Origin of the sequence: Pseudomonas spelaei (assembly GCF_009724245.1) — a bacterium.
Lineage (GTDB): Bacteria > Pseudomonadota > Gammaproteobacteria > Pseudomonadales > Pseudomonadaceae > Aquipseudomonas > Aquipseudomonas spelaei.
In genome coordinates this window covers 1-23,023 of sequence record NZ_WNNK01000012.1, presented here as the reverse complement: position 1 = coordinate 23,023, position 23,023 = coordinate 1, and the positions used below count along the sequence as shown (strand labels likewise).

Sequence of the window (23,023 nt, the reverse complement as noted above, 5' to 3'; positions counted from 1 at the left end):
AAACCATGACTACAGGCAGTGCTCTGTATATCCCGCCTTATAAGGCAGACGACCAGGATGTGGTCGTCGAACTCAATAACCGTTTTGGCCCTGACGCCTTCACCGCCCAGGCCACACGTACCGGTATGCCGGTGCTGTGGGTGGCGCGTGCCAAGCTCGTCGAAGTCCTGAGCTTCCTGCGCAACCTGCCCAAGCCGTACGTCATGCTCTATGACCTGCATGGCGTGGACGAGCGCCTGCGCACCAAGCGCCAGGGCCTGCCGAGCGGTGCCGACTTCACCGTGTTCTACCACCTGATGTCGCTGGAACGTAACAGCGACGTGATGATCAAGGTTGCCCTGTCCGAGAGCGACCTGAGCATTCCGACCGTGACCGGTATCTGGCCAAACGCCAACTGGTACGAGCGTGAAGTGTGGGACATGTTCGGTATCGACTTCCCGGGCCACCCGCACCTGTCGCGCATCATGATGCCGCCGACCTGGGAAGGTCACCCGCTGCGCAAGGACTTCCCTGCCCGCGCCACCGAATTCGACCCGTTCAGCCTGAGCCTCGCCAAGCAGCAGCTTGAAGAGGAAGCCGCACGTTTCCGTCCGGAAGACTGGGGCATGAAGCGCTCCGGCACCAACGAGGACTACATGTTCCTCAACCTGGGCCCGAACCACCCTTCGGCTCACGGAGCCTTCCGTATCATCCTGCAACTGGACGGCGAAGAAATCGTCGACTGCGTGCCGGACGTCGGTTACCACCACCGTGGTGCCGAGAAAATGGCAGAGCGTCAGTCCTGGCACAGCTTCATCCCGTACACCGACCGTATCGACTACCTCGGCGGCGTGATGAACAACCTGCCGTACGTGCTCTCGGTCGAGAAGCTGGCGGGCATCAAGGTTCCGGACCGGGTCGACACCATCCGCATCATGATGGCCGAGTTCTTCCGGATCACCAGCCACCTGCTGTTCCTGGGTACCTATATCCAGGACGTCGGCGCCATGACCCCGGTGTTCTTCACCTTCACCGACCGTCAGCGCGCCTACAAGGTCATCGAAGCCATCACCGGTTTCCGTCTGCACCCGGCCTGGTACCGCATCGGCGGTGTGGCACACGACCTGCCGAACGGCTGGGAACGTCTGGTCAAGGAGTTCATCGACTGGATGCCCAAGCGTCTGGACGAGTACCAGAAAGCCGCCCTGGACAACAGCATCCTCAAGGGCCGGACCATCGGCGTCGCTGCCTACAACACCAAAGAAGCCCTGGAATGGGGCGTCACCGGTGCAGGCCTGCGTTCCACCGGTTGCGATTTCGACCTGCGTAAAGCGCGCCCGTACTCCGGCTACGAGAACTTCGAATTCGAAGTCCCGCTGGCGGCCAACGGCGATGCCTACGACCGTTGCATCGTGCGCGTCGAAGAAATGCGCCAGAGCCTGAAAATCATCGAACAGTGCATGCGCAACATGCCGGCCGGCCCGTACAAGGCAGATCACCCGCTGACCACGCCGCCGCCGAAAGAGCGCACGCTGCAGCACATCGAGACCTTGATCACGCACTTCCTGCAAGTTTCGTGGGGCCCGGTGATGCCGGCCAACGAATCCTTCCAGATGATCGAAGCGACCAAGGGCATCAACAGTTATTACCTGACGAGCGATGGCGGCACCATGAGCTACCGCACCCGGATTCGTACCCCAAGCTTCCCGCACCTGCAGCAGATCCCTTCGGTGATCAAAGGTGAAATGGTCGCGGACTTGATTGCGTACCTGGGTAGTATCGATTTCGTTATGGCCGACGTGGACCGCTAAGCATGAACAGCACGCTTATCCAGACAGACCGTTTCACCTTGAGTGAAACCGAGCGCTCGGCCATCGAGCACGAGCTGCATCACTACGAAGACCCGCGCGCGGCGTCGATCGAAGCCTTGAAGATCGTCCAGAAGGAACGTGGCTGGGTGCCGGACGGCGCCCTCTACGCCATCGGCGAAATCCTCGGCATCCCCGCCAGCGACGTTGAAGGTGTGGCGACGTTCTACAGCCAGATCTTCCGCCAGCCGGTGGGCCGCCACATCATTCGCGTGTGCGACAGCATGGTCTGCTACATCGGTGGCCACGAGTCTGTCGTCAGCGAGATCCAGAGCAAGCTGGGCATCGGCCTCGGCCAAACCACCCCGGACGGGCGCTTCACGCTGCTGCCGGTGTGCTGCCTGGGCAACTGTGACAAGGCGCCGGCGTTGATGATCGACGACGACACATTCGGCGACGTGCAGCCTGCTGGCGTCACCCAATTGCTCGAGGGCTACCCATGACCCTGACTTCCTTTGGTCCTGCCAACCGCATCAAGCGGTCGGCCGAGACTCACCCGCTGACCTGGCGCCTGCGTGACGACGGCGAAGCCGTATGGCTCGACGAGTACCAGGCCAAGAACGGTTACGCGGCCGCCCGTAAAGCCTTTGCCGACATGGCCCAGGACGACATCGTCCAGACCGTGAAAGACGCAGGCCTTAAAGGCCGTGGCGGTGCAGGCTTCCCCACGGGTGTGAAGTGGGGCCTGATGCCCAAGGACGAATCCATCAACATCCGCTACCTGCTGTGCAACGCGGATGAAATGGAGCCCAACACCTGGAAAGACCGCATGCTGATGGAGCAACTGCCCCATCTGCTGATCGAAGGCATGCTGATCAGTGCGCGCGCGCTGAAAACCTACCGTGGCTACATCTTCCTGCGTGGCGAGTACACCACCGCCGCCAAGCACCTCAACCGTGCCGTGGAAGAAGCCAAGGCCGCTGGCCTGTTGGGTAAAAATATCCTGGGCAGCGGCTTCGATTTCGAGCTGTTCGTGCACACCGGCGCCGGGCGTTACATCTGCGGTGAAGAAACCGCACTGATCAACTCCCTCGAAGGCCGCCGCGCCAACCCGCGCTCCAAGCCGCCCTTCCCTGCCGCCGTGGGCGTGTGGGGCAAGCCGACGTGCGTGAACAACGTTGAGACCCTGTGCAACGTACCGGCGATCATTGCCGACGGCGTGGACTGGTACAAATCGTTGGCCCGCGAAGGCAGCGAAGACATGGGCACCAAGCTCATGGGCTTCTCCGGCAAGGTCAAGAACCCGGGTCTGTGGGAGTTGCCTTTCGGCGTGACCGCACGCGAACTGTTCGAGGACTACGCCGGCGGCATGCGCGACGGTTACACCCTCAAGGCCTGGCAGCCAGGCGGCGCCGGTACCGGCTTCCTGTTGCCCGAGCACCTGGACGCACAAATGTATGCCGGCGGCATCGGCAAGGTGGGCACCCGTATGGGTACCGGCCTGGCCATGGCCGTAGACAACACCGTCAACATGGTGTCGTTGCTGCGCAACATGGAAGAGTTCTTCTCCCGCGAATCCTGCGGCTTCTGCACCCCTTGCCGCGACGGCCTGCCATGGAGCGTCAAGCTTCTGCGTGCCATCGAGAACGGTGAAGGCCAGGCCGGTGATATCGAGACCCTGCTGGGTCTGGTCGGCTTCCTCGGCCCGGGCAAGACCTTCTGTGCTCACGCACCGGGCGCCGTGGAGCCATTGGGCAGCGCGATCAAATACTTCCGCTCGGAGTTCGAAGCCGGCATCGCGCCTACCAGCGCCGCCGTCCCGCCTCTGGCAAGGCCGATTGTAGTCGGCGCGTAACGCTTAAAGAGGCGAAGGGTCCGTACCCTTCGCCTTCGTGTGTGATGACGCCTTAACGGCTGTGTTGATTCACACCCATAACAAGATTCCATTAGCCACGCCCGCTGACACCGGGCCAACGAAGAACTTTGAACCATGGCCACTATCCACGTAGACGGCAAAGAGCTCGAAGTCGATGGGGCAGACAACCTGTTACAGGCGTGTCTGTCGCTAGGCCTCGACATCCCTTATTTCTGCTGGCACCCCGCCCTTGGCAGCGTTGGCGCTTGCCGCCAGTGTGCGGTCAAGCAGTACACCGACGAGAACGACACCCGTGGTCGTATCGTCATGTCCTGCATGACACCGGCCACCGACGGTAGCTGGATCTCCATCGAAGACGAAGAAGCGAAAGTGTTTCGCGCCAGCGTCGTCGAATGGCTGATGACCAACCACCCCCACGACTGTCCGGTCTGTGAGGAAGGCGGTCACTGCCACCTGCAAGACATGACGGTGATGACCGGCCACAACGAGCGCCGTTATCGCTTCACCAAGCGCACCCACCAGAACCAGCAACTGGGCCCGTTCATTTCCCACGAAATGAACCGCTGCATCGCTTGCTACCGCTGCGTGCGCTTCTATAAGGACTACGCCGGCGGCACCGACCTCGGTGTATTCGGCGCCCACGACAACGTGTACTTCGGTCGCGTTGAAGACGGCACCCTGGAAAGCGAGTTCTCCGGCAACCTCACCGAGGTCTGCCCGACCGGTGTGTTCACCGACAAGACTCACTCCGAGCGCTACAACCGTAAGTGGGACATGCAGTTCTCGCCGAGCATCTGCCATGGCTGCTCCAGCGGTTGCAACATCTCCCCGGGCGAGCGCTACGGCGAACTGCGTCGGATCGAAAACCGCTTCAACGGTTCGGTCAACCAGTACTTCCTGTGCGACCGTGGCCGTTTCGGCTATGGCTACGTCAACCGCGAAGACCGCCCTCGTCAGCCGCTGCTGGCCGATGGCGCCAAGCTGAGCCTGGACGAAGCACTGGATAAAGCCGCCGACCTGCTGCGCGGTCGCAACATCGTTGGTATCGGTTCGCCCCGCGCCAGCCTCGAAAGCAACTACGCGTTGCGCGAGCTGGTGGGTGCCGAGCACTTCTACTCCGGTATTGAAGCCTCTGAACTGGAGCGCATCCGCCTGGTCCTGCAAGTGCTGAACGACAGCCCGCTGCCCGTTCCGAACATGCGCGACATCGAAGACCACGACGCGATCTTCGTCCTCGGTGAAGACCTGACCCAGACCGCCGCTCGCATGGCCCTGGCCCTGCGCCAGTCGGTCAAGGGCAAGGCCGAAGACATGGCCGACGCGATGCGCGTCCAGCCTTGGCTCGACGCTGCGGTGAAAAACATCGGCCAGCACGCGCTGAACCCGCTGTTTATCGCAAGCCTGGCTGAAACCAAGCTCGACGACATCGCCGAAGAATGCGTACACGCAGCGCCCGACGACCTGGCCCGCATCGGTTTCGCCGTGGCCCACGCCCTCGACGCCAGCGCGCCTGCCGTTGAAGGCCTGGACGCTGAAGCCGTTGAACTGGCCAAGCGCATCGCCGACGCCCTGCTGGCGGCCAAGCGCCCTCTGATCATTGCCGGTACCTCGTTGGGTTCCAAGGCGCTGATCGAAGCCGCTGCCAACATCGCCAAGGCCTTGAAGCTGCGCGAGAAGAACGGTTCCATCAGCCTGATCGTGCCGGAAGCCAACAGCCTCGGCCTGGCCATGCTCGGTGGCGAATCGCTTGATGCTGCCTTGCAAGCCGTGATCGACGGCAGTAGCGATGCCATCGTGGTGCTGGAAAACGACCTGTACACCCGCACTGACTCGGCCAAGGTCGACGCAGCGCTGAACGCCGCCAAAGTGCTGATCGTTGCCGACCACCAGAAAACCGCCACCAGCGACCGCGCTGATCTGGTCCTGCCAGCGGCGAGCTTCGCCGAAGGCGACGGTACGTTGGTCAGCCAGGAAGGCCGCGCCCAGCGCTTCTTCCAGGTCTTCGATCCGAAGTACATGGACGCCAGCATCCTGGTTCACGAAGGCTGGCGCTGGCTGCATGCCCTGCGCGCTACCCTGCTGAGCCAGCCGATCGACTGGACCCAGCTCGACCACGTGACCGCCGCCGTCGCTTCCAGCGCACCGCAGTTGGCCCGGATTGTCGACGCCGCACCGTCCGCCGCGTTCCGCATCAAGGGCATGAAACTGGCCCGTGAACCGCTGCGTTACTCCGGCCGTACCGCCATGCGTGCTGACATCAGCGTGCATGAGCCACGTACTCCGCAAGACAACGACACCGCGTTTGCCTTCTCCATGGAAGGTTACTCTGGTTCGGTCGAGCCTCGTCAGCAGGTGCCTTTCGCCTGGTCGCCGGGCTGGAACTCGCCGCAAGCCTGGAACAAGTTCCAGGACGAAGTCGGTGGTCATATCCGTGCTGGCGATCCGGGCACCCGCCTGATCGAAAGCCAGGGTGATGCGCTGAACTGGTTCGCCGCTGTACCGCGTCCGTTCAACCCGGCCCCGGGTACCTGGCAGGTTGTGCCGTTCTTCCACCTGTTCGGCAGCGAAGAGACCTCTTCCAAAGCCGCCCCGGTTCAAGAACGCATTCCGGCTGCCTACGTCTCCCTGGCCAAGTCCGAAGCCGATCGCCTGGGCGTCAACGACGGTGCCCTGCTCAGCCTGAACGTAGCCGGCCAGACCTTGCGCCTGCCACTGCGTATCAATGAAGAGCTGGGGGCAGGCCTGGTTGCATTGCCAGCGGGTATCGCCGGCATTCCTCCCGCCATTTTCGGCAAAACCGTTGACGGTCTGCAGGAGGCAGCGCAATGACCTGGTTCACCCCTGAAGTGATCGACGTGATCATCGCGGTGGTCAAGGCCATCGTGATCCTGTTGGCCGTGGTCGTGGCGGGCGCCCTGCTCAGCTTCGTCGAACGTCGCCTGCTGGGCTGGTGGCAGGACCGTTACGGTCCGAACCGCGTTGGCCCGTTCGGCATGTTCCAGATCGCCGCCGACATGCTGAAAATGTTCTTCAAGGAAGACTGGACCCCGCCGTTTGCCGACAAGGTGATCTTCACCCTGGCACCGGTCGTGGCCATGAGCGCCTTGCTGATTGCCTTCGCAATCATCCCGATCACCCCGACCTGGGGCGTGGCGGACCTGAACATCGGCTTGCTGTTCTTCTTCGCCATGGCCGGCTTGTCGGTCTACGCGGTGCTGTTCGCCGGTTGGGCCAGTAATAACAAGTTCGCCCTCTTGGGCAGCTTGCGGGCCTCGGCCCAGACCGTGTCCTACGAAGTGTTCATGGGCCTGGCGCTGATGGGCATCGTGGTGCAGGTTGGCTCGTTCAACATGCGCGACATCGTCGAATACCAGGCGCAGAACCTGTGGTTCATCATTCCGCAGTTCTTCGGCTTCTGTACCTTCTTCATCGCAGGCGTGGCCGTGACTCACCGTCACCCCTTCGACCAGCCGGAAGCGGAACAGGAACTGGCCGACGGTTACCACATTGAATACGCCGGCATGAAATGGGGCATGTTCTTCGTCGGTGAGTACATCGGCATCATCTTGATCTCGGCCCTGCTGGTCACGCTGTTCTTTGGCGGCTGGCACGGTCCGTTCGGCATCCTGCCGCAGTTGGCCTTCTTCTGGTTCTTCCTGAAGACCGCGTTCTTCATCATGTTGTTCATCCTGCTGCGCGCTTCCATCCCGCGTCCACGGTATGACCAGGTGATGGATTTCAGCTGGCGTTTCTGCCTGCCGCTGACCCTGATCAATTTGCTGGTGACTGCTGCCGTTGTGTTGTTGAACACGCCAGCCGGCGCGGTTCAGTGAGGATTTGACCCATGTTCAAATATATTGGCGACATCATTAAGGGTACCGGTACCCAGTTGCGAAGCCTGGTGATGATATTCGGTCACGGCTTTCGCAAACGCGACACCCTGCAATACCCGGAAGAAGCGGTCTACTTGCCGCCGCGTTATCGCGGCCGCATCGTCCTGACCCGCGACCCCGACGGCGAAGAGCGCTGTGTAGCCTGCAACCTGTGCGCCGTGGCGTGCCCGGTGGGCTGCATCTCGCTGCAGAAAGCTGAAACCGAAGACGGTCGCTGGTACCCGGACTTCTTCCGCATCAACTTCTCGCGCTGCATTTTCTGCGGCCTCTGTGAGGAAGCCTGCCCGACCACCGCGATCCAGCTGACACCGGATTTCGAAATGGCCGAGTTCAAACGTCAGGACCTGGTGTACGAGAAAGAAGATCTGTTGATCTCCGGTCCCGGTAAAAACCCTGATTACAACTTCTATCGTGTTGCAGGTATGGCCATTGCCGGTAAGCCAAAAGGCTCCGCGCAAAACGAAGCCGAGCCGATCAACGTGAAGAGCTTGCTGCCTTAAGGAAGAAAGATGGAATTCGCTTTCTATTTCGCATCGGGTATTGCAGTGGTGTCCACGCTTCGCGTGATCACCAACACTAACCCCGTGCACGCCCTGCTCTACCTGATCATTTCGTTGATCGCCGTGGCCATGACCTTCTTCAGCCTCGGCGCACCGTTCGCCGGTGTACTGGAAGTGATCGCCTACGCTGGCGCCATCATGGTGCTGTTCGTGTTCGTGGTGATGATGCTCAACCTGGGGCCGGCTTCGGTCGCCCAGGAGCGTGTCTGGCTCAAGCCCGGCATCTGGCTCGGTCCGGTGATCCTGGCCGCCCTGCTGCTGGCTGAACTGCTGTATGTGCTGTTCGCTCACCAGAGCGGCCACGCCATCGGCCACACCACCGTAGACGCCAAGGCCGTGGGCATCAGCCTGTTCGGCCCGTACCTGCTGGTGGTCGAACTGGCTTCGATGCTGCTGCTCGCTGCAGCCATCACCGCCTTCCACTTGGGCCGCAACGAAGCCAAGGAGCAATGACGATGCCTGCTATCCCTTTGGAGCATGGTCTGGCGGTCGCCGGCATCCTGTTCTGCCTTGGCCTGGTCGGCCTGATGGTTCGCCGTAACATTCTGTTCGTGTTGATGAGCCTGGAAATCATGATGAACGCTGCGGCACTGGCGTTCATCGTGGCGGGTAGCCGTTGGGGCCAGCCGGATGGACAAGTCATGTTCATCCTGGTGATCAGCCTGGCAGCCGCCGAGGCCAGTATTGGCCTGGCGATCCTGCTGCAACTGTATCGTCGCTTCCACACGCTTGATATCGACGCTGCCAGTGAGATGCGCGGATGAACATGATCTTTCTGACTTTCCTGTTTCCCCTGATCGGTTTCCTGCTGCTGTCGTTCTCCCGTGGACGCTGGTCGGAAAACCTCTCGGCCCTGGTCGGCGTCGGTTCCATCGGCTTGTCGGCGATTGTCGCGGCTTATGTGATCTGGCAATTCAACGTCGCACCGCCTGAAGGTGGTCACTACACCCTGGTGCTGTGGCAGTGGATGTCGGTGGAGGGCTTCAAGCCCAACTTCGCCCTGTACGTCGACGGTCTGTCGATCACCATGCTCGGCGTGGTGGTGGGTGTTGGCTTCCTGATCCACCTGTTCGCGTCCTGGTACATGCGCGGTGAGGCCGGTTACTCACGCTTCTTCGCCTACACCAACCTGTTTATCGCCAGCATGCTGTTCCTGGTGCTGGGCGATAACCTGTTGTTCCTGTACTTCGGCTGGGAAGGCGTGGGCCTGTGCTCGTACCTGTTGATCGGTTTCTACTACAGCAACCGCAACAACGGTAACGCGGCACTCAAGGCCTTTATCGTCACCCGGATCGGCGACGTGTTCATGGCCATCGGCCTGTTCATCCTGTTCCAACAGGTGGGCACGCTGAATATCCAGGAACTGCTGGTGCTGGCACCGCAGAAATTCCAGGTCGGTGACTTCTGGATCACCCTGGCGACCCTGATGTTGCTGGGTGGTGCAGTGGGTAAATCCGCGCAACTGCCGCTGCAAACCTGGCTGGCAGATGCGATGGCGGGCCCTACCCCGGTGTCGGCACTGATCCACGCCGCAACCATGGTGACCGCGGGTGTCTACCTGATCGCCCGTACCCACGGCCTGTTCACCCTGGCACCGGAGATTCTGCATCTCGTCGGTCTGGTGGGTGGCGTGACCCTGGTACTGGCGGGCTTCGCAGCCCTGGTTCAGACCGACATCAAGCGGATCCTCGCCTACTCGACCATGAGCCAGATCGGCTACATGTTCCTGGCCCTGGGCGTTGGTGCCTGGGACGGCGCGATCTTCCACCTGATGACCCACGCCTTCTTCAAGGCCCTGCTGTTCCTTGCGTCCGGTGCGGTGATCGTTGCCTGCCACCACGAGCAGAACATCTTCAAGATGGGCGGCCTGTGGAAGAAGCTGCCGTTGGCCTACGCCAGCTTCATCGTCGGCGGTGCGGCCTTGTCGGCCTTGCCACTGGTGACCGCAGGTTTCTACTCGAAAGACGAAATCCTCTGGGAAGCCTTTGCCAGCGGTAACCACGGCCTGCTGTACGCCGGCCTGGTCGGTGCGTTCATGACCTCGCTTTACACCTTCCGCCTGATCTTCATCACGTTCCACGGTGAAGCCAAGACCGAAGCCCACGCAGGCCATGGCATTTCCCACTGGTTGCCACTGTCGGTGCTGATCATCCTGTCGACCTTCATCGGCGCCATGATCACCCCGCCGCTGGCCGGTGTACTGCCACAAAGCGTCGGCCATGCCGGCGGCGAAGCCAAGCACAGCCTGGAACTCGCCTCGGGTGCCATTGCCATCGCAGGTATCCTGCTGGCGGCCCTGCTGTTCCTCGGCAAGCGCCGCTTCGTCACCGCCGTCGCCAACAGTGGCATTGGCCGCTTCCTTTCGGCCTGGTGGTTCGCTGCCTGGGGCTTCGACTGGATCTACGACAAACTGTTCGTCAAGCCTTACCTTGCCATCAGCCATGTACTGCGCAAAGACCCGCTCGACCAGACCATCGGTTTGATCCCGCGCGCTGCCAAGGCCGGTCATACCGCCCTGAGCCGCAGCGAGACTGGCCAATTGCGTTGGTATGCAGCGTCCATGGCGGCCGGTGCCGTGTTGGTGATCGGTGCCATCGTCGTGGTAGCGGTCTGACCATGCCTAAGTACATTGCGAACTTTGCGAACTTGCGAAAGGAAACGAGCCCGTCATGATTCTGCCCTGGCTAATCCTGATCCCTTTTATCGGCGGCCTGCTCTGCTGGATGGGCGAGCGCTTCGGCGCTACCCTGCCCCGCTGGATTGCGTTGCTGACCATGTCCCTGGAACTCGCGCTCGGCCTCTGGCTGTGGGCCCATGGCGACTATTCATTTGCTCCGGCACCGGGTGCCGATCCAACCTTCGCGCTTGAATTCAAGCACGTGTGGATCCAGCGCTTCGGCATCAACGTGCACCTGGCCCTCGACGGCCTGTCGCTGCTGATGATCCTGCTGACCGGCTTGCTGGGTATCCTCTCGGTACTCTGCTCCTGGAAAGAGATTCAGCGTCACGTGGGCTTCTTCCACCTGAACCTGATGTGGATCCTGGGCGGCGTTGTCGGCGTGTTCCTTGCGCTGGACCTGTTCATGTTCTTCTTCTTCTGGGAAATGATGCTGGTGCCGATGTATTTCCTCATCGCGCTCTGGGGTCACAGCTCTTCGGACGGCAAGAAAACCCGGATCTACGCGGCGACCAAGTTCTTCATCTTCACCCAGGCTTCCGGCCTGATCATGTTGGTGGCGATCCTGGGTCTGGTACTGGTCAACTTCAACAGCACGGGCGTGATCACGTTCAACTACGCCGACCTGCTGAAAACCAAGATGTCCCTAACCACCGAGTACATCCTGATGCTGGGCTTCTTCATCGCGTTCGCGGTGAAGCTTCCGGTGGTGCCGTTCCACTCCTGGCTGCCTGACGCTCACGCCCAGGCACCGACTGCCGGTTCCGTGGACCTGGCGGGTATCCTGCTGAAGACCGCTGCGTATGGTCTGCTGCGTTTCGCCCTGCCGCTGTTCCCGAATGCCTCGGCCGAGTTTGCGCCGATCGCCATGACCCTCGGTCTGATCGGGATTTTCTACGGTGCGTTCCTGGCGTTCGCGCAAACCGACATCAAGCGTCTGATTGCTTTCTCGTCCGTTTCCCACATGGGCTTCGTACTGATCGGTATCTACTCGGGTAGCCAACTGGCGCTGCAAGGCGCCGTGATCCAGATGCTGGCTCACGGCGTGTCGGCAGCGGCACTGTTTATCCTCAGTGGCCAACTGTACGAGCGTCTGCACACCCGTGACATGCGTGAGATGGGCGGCGTGTGGTCGCGTATCGCCTACTTGCCGGCCATCAGCCTGTTCTTCGCCGCCGCATCCCTGGGCTTGCCGGGTACCGGCAACTTCATCGGCGAGTTCCTGATCCTGATGGGGGCCTTCGTGCATACACCGTGGATCAGTGCGATCGCGACCTCCGGCCTGGTGTTCGGTTCGGTCTACTCGCTGATCATGATCCACCGCGCGTACTTCGGTCCGGCCAAGTCCGACACCGTGCTGCACGGCATGGACGGTCGCGAACTGATCATGGTGCTCGGCCTTGCGGTACTGCTGGTGTTTATCGGCGTGTACCCGCAACCGTTCCTGGATACTTCTGCCGCAACGATGCATGGCGTGCAGCAATGGTTCAGCACCGCCTTCACTCAACTCGCTTCGGCCCGGTAAGAGCGCTATGGAATTCACGATCCAACACTTTATCGCGCTTGCGCCGCTGCTGATCTCCAGCCTCACCGTTGTGGTGGTGATGCTGGCGATCGCATGGCGCCGCAACCACTCACAGACCTTCCTGGTTTCCGTGGCAGGTTTGAACCTGGCCTTGCTGTCGATTATCCCGGCACTCAAGGTCGCACCGCTGGCGGTCACTCCGCTGTTGATGGTCGATGATTTCGCGCTGCTGTATATCGCGTTGATCCTCGTCGCCACCCTGGCCTGCGTCACCCTCGCCCACGCCTACCTCGGCGAAGGCGGCACCGGTTACCCGGGCAACAAGGAAGAGCTGTACCTGTTGATCCTGCTGGCGGCTACCGGCGGTATCGTACTGGTCAGCGCGCAGCACCTGGCCGGCTTGTTCATCGGCCTGGAACTGCTGTCGATCCCGGTCTACGGCCTGGTGGCTTATGCCTTCTTCAACAAGCGCTCCCTGGAAGCCGGCATCAAGTACATGGTGCTGTCGGCCGCCGGCTCCGCGTTCCTGTTGTTCGGTATGGCCCTGCTGTACGCAGAAGCCGGCAGCCTGAGCTTCAGCGGCATCGGTCACGCCCTGGCAGCTTCCGGCAGCCCTGCGCCAATCGCCCAACTGGGCCTGGCCATGATGCTGATCGGCCTGGCGTTCAAGCTGTCGCTGGTGCCCTTCCACCTGTGGACCCCGGACGTGTACGAAGGCGCCCCGGCGCCGGTGGCCGCGTTCCTGGCTACCGCGTCGAAAGTCGCCGTGTTTGCCGTGATGGTGCGTCTGTTCCAGATCTCCCCTGCGGCCAATACCGGCGTGCTCAGCAACGTGCTGACCATCATCGCTATTGCCTCGATCCTGTTCGGTAACCTGCTGGCGCTGACCCAGAACAACCTCAAGCGTCTGCTGGGTTATTCGTCCATCGCCCACTTCGGTTACCTGCTGATCGCCCTGGTGGCGAGCAAAGGCCTGGCGATGGAAGCCATCGGTGTCTATCTGGTCACCTACGTGATCACCAGCCTCGGTGCGTTCGGTGTGATCACCCTGATGTCCTCGCCTTATAAAGGCCGTGACGCCGACGCCTTGTACGAATACCGCGGCCTGTTCTGGCGCCGTCCGTACCTGACCGCCGTGCTGACCGTGATGATGCTGTCCCTGGCCGGTATCCCGCTGACCGCTGGCTTCATCGGCAAGTTCTACATTGTGGCGACCGGTGTTGAAGCCCACGAATGGTGGTTGGTTGCATCCCTGGTACTGGGTAGCGCCATTGGCGTCTTCTACTACCTGCGCGTGATGGTGACCCTGTACCTGATCGAGCCAAACCTGCGCCGTGTGGATGCCGAGTTGCACTGGGAACAGAAAGCAGGCGGCGTAATGCTGCTGGCAATCGCCCTGCTGGCGTTCTTCCTGGGTGTCTACCCACAACCGTTGCTCACCCTGGTGCAGCATGCGGTGATGGCGGGTTGATCGCTTAGCGGCAAGCAGTAAAAAGAACGGCACCTTCGGGTGCCGTTTTGCGTTTCTGGGAGGATGGTTTTGTTCCCCCACTTCACTCAAGGAATATTCCTCACTGAGATGCCTCCCCATCTGGCATCTACCCGCCAGAGTCGCCCGTATGGTGTTTGCGCTTTAGGAAAGATCCCACAGCCGGGTCACTTGACCCATTGCAGATGGGCCACCAAACTATACGCAGGCTACGTATGAACATGGATGCTCTATTTATCGAACTGCCGCCCTTTGAGCGGTATCGCAGGGACTATCTGAGTGACGAGCTTTTTCACGGTTTTCAACAGGCGTTGATGAGAAACCCGCAAGCGGGTGACGTGATCGAGGGGACTGGCGGGCTACGCAAGGTTCGCTTTGTTGATGAACGACGAAACAAGGGCAAACGCGGTGGCCTGCGGGTCATTTATTACTGGTGGTCGGGCGGCACACAATTCTGGCTGTTTACCTTGTACGGCAAACATGAGCAGGACGATTTAACCCCACCTCACAAAAAAGCCCTCAAACAGATGCTGGACAGGGAAATCAAAGAGAGAACACCCCATGAAACGTGACATCTTTTCAGAATTGGTCGAAGGCCTCGAGGCCCTGGCAGATGAGCGCCAGGGTAAAGTCACCCTGCGTACCCACAAGGTACACCTGAACAAACTGGCGCCACTCACCGCCGAAGAGGTGGTGGCGGTGCGTCAACAACTGAACCTGTCCCGGTCGGTATTTGCCATGTACCTGCGGACCAACACACGGACACTGGAGAACTGGGAGCAAGGGAGGGCAACACCGAATGCCCAAGCAGCCACGCTGATCCGATTGGTAGCGAAATTTCCGGAAACCGTCGAGCGTCTGGCAGCATTGACCTGATGTGTAGCCGCTGCCGAGGCACGAGGCTGTGATGGGTTGAAGAGGTCGGTCCTGCGGACCGCATCACAGCCTCGTGCCTCGGCAGCGGCTACAGAACACACCTATTTACGCGCCGCCTCCCACGACTTGAGCAAGTCGTTATAACTGACCGTTTCGCCCTTGGGCTTCTCGTTCGCCAACTTCGGCTTCGGTGCGCCTGGCTGATCAAACCAGTATTGTGCATCCCGCTCCGGGTTCATCTTCGGCCCGCAAACAGGCTGCACCTTGGAGCGCTCCAGCCGGGTCATGATGGCATCCTGGTCCTTGGCCAGGCCATCCAGCGCCTGTTGCGGGGTCTTCTCGCCGCTGGCGGCTTCCGAGATATGGCTCCACCACAATTGCGCCAGCCGCGGGTAGTCCGGCACGTTGGTCCCGGTCGGGGTCCACTCCACACGGGCCGGGCTGCGGTAGAACTCCACCAGGCCACCGAGTTTCGGCGCCAGGTCGGTCATGGCCTGGGAGTTGATGTCGGATTCGCGGATCGGTGTCAGGCCCACAATGGTTTTCTTCAGCGATACGGTTTTCGAGGTCACAAACTGCGCATAGAGCCAGGCCGCGAGTTTTTGCTTTTCAGGCGTCGACTTGAGGAAGGTCCACGAACCCACGTCCTGATAACCCTTCTTCATGCCCTTTTCCCAATAGGGCCCGACGGGAGATGGCGCCATGCGCCATTTCGGCGTGCCGTCGGCGTTCACCACCGGCAAGCCCGGTTTGGTCATGTCCGCGGTAAACGCGGTGTACCAGAAGATCTGCTGGGCGATATTGCCCTGGGACGGCACCGGGCCGGATTCGGAGAAGGTCATACCCGCCGCCTCCGGTGGCGCATAGGCCCGCAGCCAGTCGACATACTTCTGCGTGGCAAACACCGCCGCCGGGCCGTTGGTGTCGCCGCCACGGGTCACGCTGGAACCCACCGGATGGCAATCCTCGACCCGAATGCCCCACTCGTCCACCGGCAGGCCGTTAGGCAGGCCCTTGTCACCGCCGCCGGCCATGGAGAACCAGGCATCGGTGAAGCGCCAGCCCAGGGATGGGTCCTTCTTGCCGTAATCCATGTGCCCGTAGACACGCTTGCCGTCGATCTCCTTGACGTCTTCACTGAAGAACTTGGCAATGTCCTCATACGCCGACCAGTTCACCGGCACGCCCAAGTCGTAGCCGTACTTTTCCTTGAACTTGGCTTTCAGCTCCGGCCGCTCGAACCAGTCGGCACGGAACCAGTACAGGTTGGCAAACTGCTGGTCGGGCAATTGATAGATCTTGCCGTCCGGCGCGGTGGTAAACGAGATACCAATGAAGTCCTTGATATCCAGGGTCGGCGAGGTGAAGTCCTTACCTTCATTGGCCATCAGGTCGGTGATGGATTCGGTCTTGCCATAGCGAAAGTGCGTGCCGATCAGGTCCGAGTCGTTGACCCAGCCGTCATAGATGTTCTTGTCGGACTGCATCTGGGTCTGCAGCTTTTCCACCACGTCGCCTTCCTGCAGCAGGTCGTGGGTCAGCTTGATCCCGGTGATTTCACTGAAGGCCTTGGCCAGCACCTTGGACTCGTACTCGTGGGTGGTGAGGGTTTCCGACACCACGTTGATCTTCATCCCACGAAACGGCTCGGATGCCTTGATAAACCACTTCAACTCATCGAGTTGCTGGGCTTCGGTGAGGGTCGACGGTTTGAACTCGCTGCCGATCCATTTTTTCGCGGCGTCTTCGTAAGCATCGGCCCAGGCCGTGGCGCTCAGGCCGCTGAGGGCCAGTACGGCGGCCAATGAAATGCTATGTCGCAGCTTATTGTTTTTATCGAACATAGAGACCTCCTGGTTAAGTTCAGATGGGGATGCCAGACCCGGCCACTAGCCCCAGCGCATCACAGACAACAGCCACACCAGAGACAGCGCGGACGCTACCCAGATGCTCCAGCCGGTTACGCCAATCACCAGCAAATGCAGGTAGGCGCTGCCGAGAAGACCGATAAACAAGCGATCACCACGGGTGGTGCTGATCGGTAAAAAACCGCGCCGGGGAATACTCGGCGAACGCAGTTCCCACGTGGTCATGCCCGTGAGCAACAGGGCAATGGCGACAAAGAACAATGCAGTCGGGGTGGTCCAGGCCATCCATTCCATCATCGACTCCTCAGACCCGGCCCAGGGCAAAGCCCTTGGCCACGTGGTTGCGAACAAACCAGATCACCAGCATGCCCGGCAGGATGGTCAACACCCCGGCGGCGGCCAGCACCCCCCAGTCAATCCCGGAGGCCGAGACCGTGCGGGTCATCACCGCCGCGATCGGCTTGGCGTTCACCGAAGTCAGTGTTCGCGCCAGCAGCAGTTCGACCCAGGAAAACATGAAGCAGAAAAACGCCGTCACGCCGATCCCCGAGCCAATCAACGGGATGAAAATCTTCACGAAGAACTTGGGAAAGCTGTAGCCATCAATGTAGGCGGTTTCGTCAATTTCCTTGGGCACCCCAGACATGAAGCCTTCGAGGATCCACACCGCCAGCGGCACGTTAAACAAGCAATGGGCCAGGGCCACGGCGATGTGGGTATCGAACAGGCCGATGGACGAATACAACTGGAAGAACGGCAGCAGAAACACTGCAGGCGGCGCCATGCGGTTGGTCAGCAGCCAGAAAAACAGGTGCTTGTCCCCCAAAAAGCGATAGCGCGAAAACGCGTAGGCCGCCGGCAGTGCCACGCTCAGGGAAATCACCGTGTTCAGGCTGACGTAGTACAGCGAGTTGAGATAACCGGTGTACCAACTGGGGTCGGTGAAAATGACTTTGTAGTTGGCGAACGTGAAATTCTGGGGAAACAGTGTCAGCCCGCCGAGGATTTCGGTGTTGCTCTTGAAGGACATGTTCAGCAGCCAGTAGATCGGCACCAGCAGGAACAGGATGTAGATCAGCAGTGGCACCACCTTGCGTTTAGTCATGATGGCGGCCTCAGCGGTTGGCGTCGGAATGGGTCATGGCGGTGTAGAACAGCCAGGACACCAGCAGGATGATCAGGAAGTACACCAGGGAAAACGCCGCCGCCGGGCCCAAGTCGAATTGCCCTACAGCCATTTGGGTCAAGGTCTGACTCAGGAAGGTGGTGGCATTGCCCGGTCCACCGCCGGTCAGTACAAACGGCTCGGTGTAGATCATGAAACTGTCCATGAACCGCAGCATCACCGCGATCAACAGTACGCTCTTCAACTTCGGCAACTGAATATGTCGGAATACCGCCCAACTGGAGGCCCGATCGATCCGTGCCGCCTGGTAGTACACATCCGGAATCGCCCGCAGCCCCGAGAAACACAGCAGCGCCACCAGGGACGTCCAGTGCCAGACATCCATCACCAGCACCGTGACCCAGGCGTCCATGGTATTGGCCGCGTAGTTGTAGCTGATGCCCATGGCGTTGAGTGTGGAACCGAGCAAGCCGATATCGGCCCGGCCAAAGATCTGCCAGATGGTGCCCACCACGTTCCACGGGATCAGCAGCGGGATGGCCATCACGATCAGCACCAGCGACGACCAACGGCCCTTGGTGGGCATGGTCAGGGCGATGGCGATCCCGAGGGGAATCTCGATCAGCAGCACGCAGGCCGAATAGATGAATTGGCGCAGCAGCGAATCATGCAGCCTGGGGTCCAGCAACACCTGTTTGTACCAGTCGGCGCCGACGAAATAGCGACTGGACTGATCGAAAATGTCCTGCACCGAATAGTTGACCACGGTCATCATCGGGATCACCGCGCTGAAGGCCACCAGCAAAAACACTGGCAGCACCAGCCACCAGGCCTTGTTGTTCTGCACCTTGTTCATGGCAGCACCTCGAGCAGGTAGTCATCGGCATACACCATCAGCCATTGCGCCGGGAAACTGATGGACGCCTGGCTTTCAGGCACCGGCTTGTCTTCGGCCAGGCGTACTTTCAAGGGTGCACCGTCCAGGTCCAGGGTCATGATCTTGTAAGTACCGAGGTCTTCGACGTGAACCACCTGCGCTTGCAGCGCGTCGGCATAGGGCTCGTCCCACACATGGATAAACTCCGGGCGAATGCCGACCTGCAGCTTCTTGTAGTCCGTTTCTGCGATCCGCTGCTGCAACGCCTCGGACAATGCCAGATGGGTGCCTGCAAACCTCACACCGCCCGCCTCCGCCTGCACTTCAATCAGATTCATCCCAGGACTGCCGATGAAATAACCGACAAAGGTATGGCTCGGCCGCTCGAACAACTCCCGGGGCGTGCCGAACTGCACAATCTGTCCGCCGTACATCACCGCGATCTTGTCGGCGAAGGTCGAGGCCTCCAACTGGTCGTGGGTGACGTAGACCATGGTGATGTTGAATTGCTCGTGGATCTGCTTGAGTTTGCGCCGCAGCTTCCACTTCAGGTGTGGGTCGATCACCGTCAGCGGTTCGTCAAACAGGATCGCCGAGACGTCGTCGCGTACCAGCCCGCGGCCCATGGAGACTTTCTGCTTCTCGTCAGCGGTGAGGTTGCGGGCTTTTTTGCTCAACAGGCTTTGCAGGTCGAGGACTTCGGCGATTTCCTGCACCTTGCTGTGGACTTTCGCCTCGCCCAGCCCCTGATTGCGCAGGGGAAACGCCAGGTTGTCGAACACCGTCATGGTGTCGTACACCACCGGGAACTGGAACACCTGGGCAATGTTGCGCTTCTCCGGGGTCAGGTCATTGACCACCTTGCTGTCGAACAGCACCTGGCCTTCGGATGGGCTGAGCAGGCCGGAGATGATATTGAGCAGGGTCGACTTACCGCAGCCTGAGGGGCCGAGCAAGGCGTAGGCGCCACCCTGCTCCCAGATGTGGTTCATTTCACGAATGGCATAGTCCTCAGGGCCTGCTGGCGTAAGGCTGTAGCTGTGGGCCAGGTTCTGCAAATGGATTTCGGCCATCAGGCAACCCTCGCGACACGTCGTCCGGGCGCCTGGACCAAACGTCCCTGACCATCGAACACAAACAGTTTGTGGGTGGGGATGTAGATGCGAATCGGCGCGTCGACGTCGTACTCATGAACCCCGGGCAAGTGCAGCACCAGCAGGAAATGCTCGCTGCGTACATGCAGGAAGGTTTCCGAACCACTGATTTCCGCGACTTCCACGGTCACCGCCAGTTCCAGATCGTCATCATTGCTCGGCACCAGGCTGATATGGCTGGGGCGCACGCCAAAACGAAACTCACCGTCACCAATAGGTCGCAGATCAACGTTCAGCGGGAAGTGTACGAAGTTGGCGAAGCTCACTTCATTACCGCTGATGCGCCCCGGCATCAGATTGATCGGCGGTTCGGAAAACAGCTCGGCGGCCAATACGGTTTGCGGCTGGTGATAAACCTCGGCGGCCTTGCCGCTCTGGATCACCCGGCCTTCGTGGAGAATCGTTGTGGTGCCACCCAGGGCCAGGGCTTCGTTGGGTTCGGTGGTGGCGTAGATGGCGATGGTATGCCGTGCCTTGAACAGCTCGCGCATTTCCTGGCGCAGCTCTTCGCGCAGTTTGTAGTCGAGGTTCACCAGTGGCTCGTCGAACAGAATCAGCTCCGCATCCTTGACCAGCGCCCGAGCCATGGCCGTGCGTTGCTGCTGGCCACCGGAAAGCTCCAGGGGGTGACGCTGCAGGAACTTCTCGATGCGCAGCATCTTTGCGGTCTCCAGCACCTTGCTCTGGATCAGCTCCGCCGAGACCCCGGCCTGGCGCAGCGGCGAGGCGATATTCTCGAACACGGTCATGGTCGGGTAGTTGATGAATTGCTGGTAGACCATCGACACGTTGCGCAGACGCACCGGTTGCCGGGTGACATCGACGCCATTCATCAGGATGCGCCCGCTATCGGGCTTGTCCAGGCCGGCCATCAGGCGCATCAGGCTGGTCTTGCCGGACAGCGTGCGGCCCAGCAGGACGTTGAACGAACCGGCCTCGAAACGCAGGTTGGCATCGTCGATCCAGGTCTGGCCTTCGACAACACGAGTGACATGTTCCAGGGTCAATGACATGACATGCCCTTTTTTATTATTGGAAGAGTGCTGGCGAAAGAGCAGAGCGAGTTTCGTGCCAGAAGCTTAAAACTCAGGCGGATCAATGGATTGAGCAAAAAGGTGAATTCACTCCTGAACAGAAATGAACATATCGCACTGAACAATTGAACAACTGCCGGGTTGACAATGAACAGTTCTGAACAACACTGAATAAACTTTTTCGGGCTCCACCCTGTAGCCGCTGCCGAGGCACGAGGCTGCGATGGGTCGCGTAGCGGCCCTTGGGGCGGTCCTGCGGACACGCATCGCAGCCTCGTGCCTCGGCAGCGGCTACAGCCTCATAACAACAATAAAATAGAGGGTGACCACCATGGCTGCTCCTGCCCCACCACTGGCCCATGACACCATCATCCAGGACTCCTGGCGCCGCTGCCGCGCCTTCGGCCTGGATCACCAGAGCCCACCAAGCTTCGACCAACTGCCCGCCGAAGGCATCAGTCAACTGCTGGAAAGCCAGCACTCCCTGGTGCAGACCACCCACCAGGAAGTCCTGCCTTACTACGAAAATATCCTCAGTAATTCGAACTGTTTGATTATGCTGGCCGACAATCAAGGCCAGGTCCTCACATCCTGGGGCACCCAGCGTTTTATCGAGCCAAAACTGGCCCGTGGCTTCAGCGCCGGCGCCAGCTGGCAAGAGCGCGCAAGCGGCACCAATGCCATCGGCACCGCGCTGGCCTGTGCCCAAGCGGTGCATATCGAACATGACGAACACTTCCTCAAGGCCAACCGCTTCATGACCGGCTCCGCGGCGCCGATCTTCGATGCCCAGCGCGAGATCATTGCGGTGCTGGATGTGTCCAGCGACAGCTACCTGCCGCCGTCCCACACCTTGGGCATGGTCAAGATGATGAGCCAGACGGTAGAAAACCGGCTGATCCTCAACCTGTTTCGGGGCGAGCACTTCCAACTGACCTTCAACACCGGCCTGAGTAACCTTGACAGCCAGTGGGCCGGCCTGCTGATCTTCGATGAAAGCGGCCAGGTGCTGTCAGCCAACCGTCGTGCCGACAACCTGCTGGGCATCAGCCTGTCGCGGGTGATGATCGACAGCCTGTTCAAGGTCTCGCTGCTGGAACTGCTCAATCAACCCGAGGGCCTGCCCTTTGCGTTGCAGGCTGCGGGCCGCAACCGTTTCCAGTGCCTGTTGAAGCGGCCCAAGCAGGCGCCGGTGCAGGCGCGGGTATTTGTCGAACCGAAGAAACCCGAACCAACGCCTGCGGCGATCAGCCTCAAGACCTTGCACTTCGGTGACAGCCGCGTGGAAAAAGCCGTGCGCCAGGCCGAGCGCCTGCTGGAGAAGGACATCCCTCTGCTGATCCACGGCGAAACCGGCGTCGGCAAGGAAGTGTTCGTCAAAGCCCTGCACCAGGCCAGTTCCCGCAGCCAACAGGCGTTTATCGCAGTCAACTGCGCGGCGATCCCCGCCGAACTGGTGGAGTCTGAGTTGTTTGGCTACGAAAAAGGCGCGTTCACCGGCGCCAACCAGAAAGGCAGCATCGGCCTGATCCGCAAGGCCGACAAGGGCACGCTGTTTCTCGACGAGATCGGCGACATGCCGCTGCCCACCCAGGCGCGTTTGCTGCGGGTGCTCCAGGAGCGTTGCGTGCAACCGGTGGGCAGCAGCGATGTGTTCCCGGTGGACTTGCGGATCATCTCCGCCACCAACCGTTCGCTGCGTGAACAGGTGCAGATCGGCCGCTTTCGCGAAGACCTGTATTACCGCATTGGCGGCCTGACCCTGGAACTGCCGCCGTTGCGCGAGCGCAGTGACAAACAGGCACTGTTCAAGCAGTTGTGGGCGCAACACCGTGAACCGAGCCAGTGGGCCGGGCTCAGCCATGAGGTGCTGGCGCTGTTCGAACAGCATCCATGGCCGGGAAATTTGCGTCAGGTCAGCAGCGTGATGCAGGTCGCGTTGGCCATGGCCGAGGACCAGCCGGTGCGGGTGGAGCATTTACCGGATGATTTTTTTGTCGACCTCAACCTGTCCGCCCCGCCGTCCCCCAACGAGTTGCCGGATGACAGCCTGGACCTCAACCAGCGATTGAAAGCGGTGGGCGGCAACATCTCCCACCTCGCCCGGGAACTGGGTGTCAGCCGCAACACCCTGTACAAACGCCTGCGCCGGAACGACGCCTAACCCCAACTCAACACCGGCCAACCCGCCGCCTCGTTGGCGACCATTCGTCGCCACTGTCAATTCTGACAGGTAGACGTTCTATGCCCGCCGGGTGTCTGATTTTCCTTGCCCCGCGCC

The 23,023-nt window shown here is 60.6% G+C and carries 20 protein-coding genes; 14 read left to right on the top strand and 6 right to left on the bottom strand.

The window, feature by feature from the left end; genetic code table 11:
• The first annotated feature begins 5 nt into the window (after window positions 1-5).
• The 13 genes from nuoC (at window position 6) to GNF76_RS15245 (ending at window position 14,683) form a co-directional block, all read left to right on the top strand.
• Window positions 6-1,790, top strand: coding sequence for an NADH-quinone oxidoreductase subunit C/D (gene nuoC / locus GNF76_RS15305; protein ID WP_155583990.1), 1,785 nt, complete (start codon window positions 6-8; stop codon window positions 1,788-1,790).
• Window positions 1,791-1,792: 2 nt separating this feature from the next.
• Complete coding sequence (gene nuoE, locus GNF76_RS15300) at window positions 1,793-2,290, top strand: NADH-quinone oxidoreductase subunit NuoE (RefSeq protein WP_003219568.1); 498 nt, start codon at window positions 1,793-1,795, stop codon at window positions 2,288-2,290.
• Window positions 2,287-3,642 (top strand): NADH-quinone oxidoreductase subunit NuoF, encoded by a 1,356-nt coding sequence (gene nuoF, locus GNF76_RS15295; RefSeq protein WP_155583989.1) that lies wholly within the window; start codon window positions 2,287-2,289, stop codon window positions 3,640-3,642. The genes nuoE and nuoF overlap by 4 nt, the downstream gene beginning before the upstream one ends.
• A gap of 135 nt (window positions 3,643-3,777) precedes the next feature.
• Complete coding sequence (nuoG, locus tag GNF76_RS15290) at window positions 3,778-6,492, top strand: NADH-quinone oxidoreductase subunit NuoG (protein ID WP_155583988.1); 2,715 nt, start codon at window positions 3,778-3,780, stop codon at window positions 6,490-6,492.
• A complete protein-coding gene (gene nuoH, locus GNF76_RS15285) occupies window positions 6,489-7,496 on the top strand; it encodes an NADH-quinone oxidoreductase subunit NuoH (RefSeq protein ID WP_076016755.1) in 1,008 nt (335 codons plus the stop codon). The genes nuoG and nuoH overlap by 4 nt, the downstream gene beginning before the upstream one ends.
• 11 nt (window positions 7,497-7,507) lie before the next feature.
• Window positions 7,508-8,056, top strand: coding sequence for an NADH-quinone oxidoreductase subunit NuoI (nuoI, locus tag GNF76_RS15280; RefSeq protein ID WP_155583987.1), 549 nt, complete (start codon window positions 7,508-7,510; stop codon window positions 8,054-8,056).
• A gap of 9 nt (window positions 8,057-8,065) precedes the next feature.
• Complete coding sequence (gene nuoJ, locus GNF76_RS15275) at window positions 8,066-8,569, top strand: NADH-quinone oxidoreductase subunit J (protein WP_155583986.1); 504 nt, start codon at window positions 8,066-8,068, stop codon at window positions 8,567-8,569.
• 2 nt (window positions 8,570-8,571) lie between these two features.
• The gene (gene nuoK, locus GNF76_RS15270) at window positions 8,572-8,880 is read left to right on the top strand and encodes an NADH-quinone oxidoreductase subunit NuoK (protein ID WP_003219560.1); all 309 of its coding nucleotides are present in this window, start codon (window positions 8,572-8,574) and stop codon (window positions 8,878-8,880) included.
• Window positions 8,877-10,730, top strand: a complete 1,854-nt coding sequence (nuoL, locus tag GNF76_RS15265; RefSeq protein WP_155583985.1) for an NADH-quinone oxidoreductase subunit L — start codon at window positions 8,877-8,879, stop codon at window positions 10,728-10,730. The genes nuoK and nuoL overlap by 4 nt, the downstream gene beginning before the upstream one ends.
• 55 nt (window positions 10,731-10,785) lie before the next feature.
• Window positions 10,786-12,318: an NADH-quinone oxidoreductase subunit M gene (gene nuoM, locus GNF76_RS15260; RefSeq protein ID WP_155583984.1), complete on the top strand. Its 1,533-nt coding sequence runs from the start codon at window positions 10,786-10,788 to the stop codon at window positions 12,316-12,318.
• A 7-nt stretch (window positions 12,319-12,325) separates the two neighbouring features.
• Window positions 12,326-13,789 (top strand): NADH-quinone oxidoreductase subunit NuoN, encoded by a 1,464-nt coding sequence (nuoN, locus tag GNF76_RS15255; RefSeq protein WP_155583983.1) that lies wholly within the window; start codon window positions 12,326-12,328, stop codon window positions 13,787-13,789.
• A 233-nt stretch (window positions 13,790-14,022) separates the two neighbouring features.
• Window positions 14,023-14,379: a type II toxin-antitoxin system RelE/ParE family toxin gene (locus GNF76_RS15250; protein ID WP_246211917.1), complete on the top strand. Its 357-nt coding sequence runs from the start codon at window positions 14,023-14,025 to the stop codon at window positions 14,377-14,379.
• Window positions 14,369-14,683 carry a helix-turn-helix domain-containing protein gene (locus GNF76_RS15245; protein WP_155583981.1) on the top strand — a complete coding sequence of 105 codons (315 nt, stop codon included), beginning with the start codon at window positions 14,369-14,371 and terminating at the stop codon, window positions 14,681-14,683. The genes GNF76_RS15250 and GNF76_RS15245 overlap by 11 nt, the downstream gene beginning before the upstream one ends.
• 101 nt (window positions 14,684-14,784) lie before the next feature.
• Here GNF76_RS15245 and GNF76_RS15240 read toward each other — a convergent pair whose 3' ends face one another.
• From GNF76_RS15240 to GNF76_RS15215, 6 genes are read right to left on the bottom strand one after another with little or no spacing between them, the layout of a single operon-like run.
• Window positions 14,785-16,527 (bottom strand): ABC transporter substrate-binding protein, encoded by a 1,743-nt coding sequence (locus tag GNF76_RS15240; RefSeq protein ID WP_155583980.1) that lies wholly within the window; start codon window positions 16,525-16,527, stop codon window positions 14,785-14,787.
• A gap of 45 nt (window positions 16,528-16,572) precedes the next feature.
• Window positions 16,573-16,845, bottom strand: a complete 273-nt coding sequence (locus GNF76_RS15235; protein ID WP_155583979.1) for a DUF2160 domain-containing protein — start codon at window positions 16,843-16,845, stop codon at window positions 16,573-16,575.
• Between the two features lie 10 nt (window positions 16,846-16,855).
• Entirely contained in the window at window positions 16,856-17,656 is an 801-nt protein-coding gene (locus tag GNF76_RS15230; RefSeq protein ID WP_155583978.1) for a carbohydrate ABC transporter permease, read from the bottom strand.
• A 10-nt stretch (window positions 17,657-17,666) separates the two neighbouring features.
• Window positions 17,667-18,533: a carbohydrate ABC transporter permease gene (locus GNF76_RS15225; RefSeq protein ID WP_010173085.1), complete on the bottom strand. Its 867-nt coding sequence runs from the start codon at window positions 18,531-18,533 to the stop codon at window positions 17,667-17,669.
• Entirely contained in the window at window positions 18,530-19,627 is a 1,098-nt protein-coding gene (locus tag GNF76_RS15220) for an ABC transporter ATP-binding protein (RefSeq protein WP_155583977.1), read from the bottom strand. The genes GNF76_RS15225 and GNF76_RS15220 overlap by 4 nt, the downstream gene beginning before the upstream one ends.
• The gene (locus tag GNF76_RS15215; protein ID WP_155583976.1) at window positions 19,627-20,721 is read right to left on the bottom strand and encodes an ABC transporter ATP-binding protein; all 1,095 of its coding nucleotides are present in this window, start codon (window positions 20,719-20,721) and stop codon (window positions 19,627-19,629) included. Before GNF76_RS15215 ends, GNF76_RS15220 begins: the two co-directional genes overlap by 1 nt.
• A 352-nt stretch (window positions 20,722-21,073) precedes the next feature.
• On the opposite strand from GNF76_RS15215, the gene GNF76_RS15210 reads away from it, so the two are divergent.
• Complete coding sequence (locus GNF76_RS15210; protein ID WP_155583975.1) at window positions 21,074-22,906, top strand: sigma-54-dependent Fis family transcriptional regulator; 1,833 nt, start codon at window positions 21,074-21,076, stop codon at window positions 22,904-22,906.
• Window positions 22,907-23,023: the final 117 nt, after the last annotated feature.

What these genes read in the sequence shown, in the direction of transcription:
- nuoC (WP_155583990.1), top strand. Translation starts at nt 6, where the DNA reads ATGACTACAGGCAGTGCTCTGTATATCCCGCCTTATAAGGCAGACGAC.
- nuoE (WP_003219568.1), top strand. Translation starts at nt 1,793, where the DNA reads ATGAACAGCACGCTTATCCAGACAGACCGTTTCACCTTGAGTGAAACC.
- nuoF (WP_155583989.1), top strand. Translation starts at nt 2,287, where the DNA reads ATGACCCTGACTTCCTTTGGTCCTGCCAACCGCATCAAGCGGTCGGCC.
- nuoG (WP_155583988.1), top strand. Translation starts at nt 3,778, where the DNA reads ATGGCCACTATCCACGTAGACGGCAAAGAGCTCGAAGTCGATGGGGCA.
- nuoH (WP_076016755.1), top strand. Translation starts at nt 6,489, where the DNA reads ATGACCTGGTTCACCCCTGAAGTGATCGACGTGATCATCGCGGTGGTC.
- nuoI (WP_155583987.1), top strand. Translation starts at nt 7,508, where the DNA reads ATGTTCAAATATATTGGCGACATCATTAAGGGTACCGGTACCCAGTTG.
- nuoJ (WP_155583986.1), top strand. Translation starts at nt 8,066, where the DNA reads ATGGAATTCGCTTTCTATTTCGCATCGGGTATTGCAGTGGTGTCCACG.
- nuoK (WP_003219560.1), top strand. Translation starts at nt 8,572, where the DNA reads ATGCCTGCTATCCCTTTGGAGCATGGTCTGGCGGTCGCCGGCATCCTG.
- nuoL (WP_155583985.1), top strand. Translation starts at nt 8,877, where the DNA reads ATGAACATGATCTTTCTGACTTTCCTGTTTCCCCTGATCGGTTTCCTG.
- nuoM (WP_155583984.1), top strand. Translation starts at nt 10,786, where the DNA reads ATGATTCTGCCCTGGCTAATCCTGATCCCTTTTATCGGCGGCCTGCTC.
- nuoN (WP_155583983.1), top strand. Translation starts at nt 12,326, where the DNA reads ATGGAATTCACGATCCAACACTTTATCGCGCTTGCGCCGCTGCTGATC.
- GNF76_RS15250 (WP_246211917.1), top strand. Translation starts at nt 14,023, where the DNA reads ATGAACATGGATGCTCTATTTATCGAACTGCCGCCCTTTGAGCGGTAT.
- GNF76_RS15245 (WP_155583981.1), top strand. Translation starts at nt 14,369, where the DNA reads ATGAAACGTGACATCTTTTCAGAATTGGTCGAAGGCCTCGAGGCCCTG.
- GNF76_RS15240 (WP_155583980.1), bottom strand. Translation starts at nt 16,527, where the DNA reads ATGTTCGATAAAAACAATAAGCTGCGACATAGCATTTCATTGGCCGCC.
- GNF76_RS15235 (WP_155583979.1), bottom strand. Translation starts at nt 16,845, where the DNA reads ATGGAATGGATGGCCTGGACCACCCCGACTGCATTGTTCTTTGTCGCC.
- GNF76_RS15230 (WP_155583978.1), bottom strand. Translation starts at nt 17,656, where the DNA reads ATGACTAAACGCAAGGTGGTGCCACTGCTGATCTACATCCTGTTCCTG.
- GNF76_RS15225 (WP_010173085.1), bottom strand. Translation starts at nt 18,533, where the DNA reads ATGAACAAGGTGCAGAACAACAAGGCCTGGTGGCTGGTGCTGCCAGTG.
- GNF76_RS15220 (WP_155583977.1), bottom strand. Translation starts at nt 19,627, where the DNA reads ATGGCCGAAATCCATTTGCAGAACCTGGCCCACAGCTACAGCCTTACG.
- GNF76_RS15215 (WP_155583976.1), bottom strand. Translation starts at nt 20,721, where the DNA reads ATGTCATTGACCCTGGAACATGTCACTCGTGTTGTCGAAGGCCAGACC.
- GNF76_RS15210 (WP_155583975.1), top strand. Translation starts at nt 21,074, where the DNA reads ATGGCTGCTCCTGCCCCACCACTGGCCCATGACACCATCATCCAGGAC.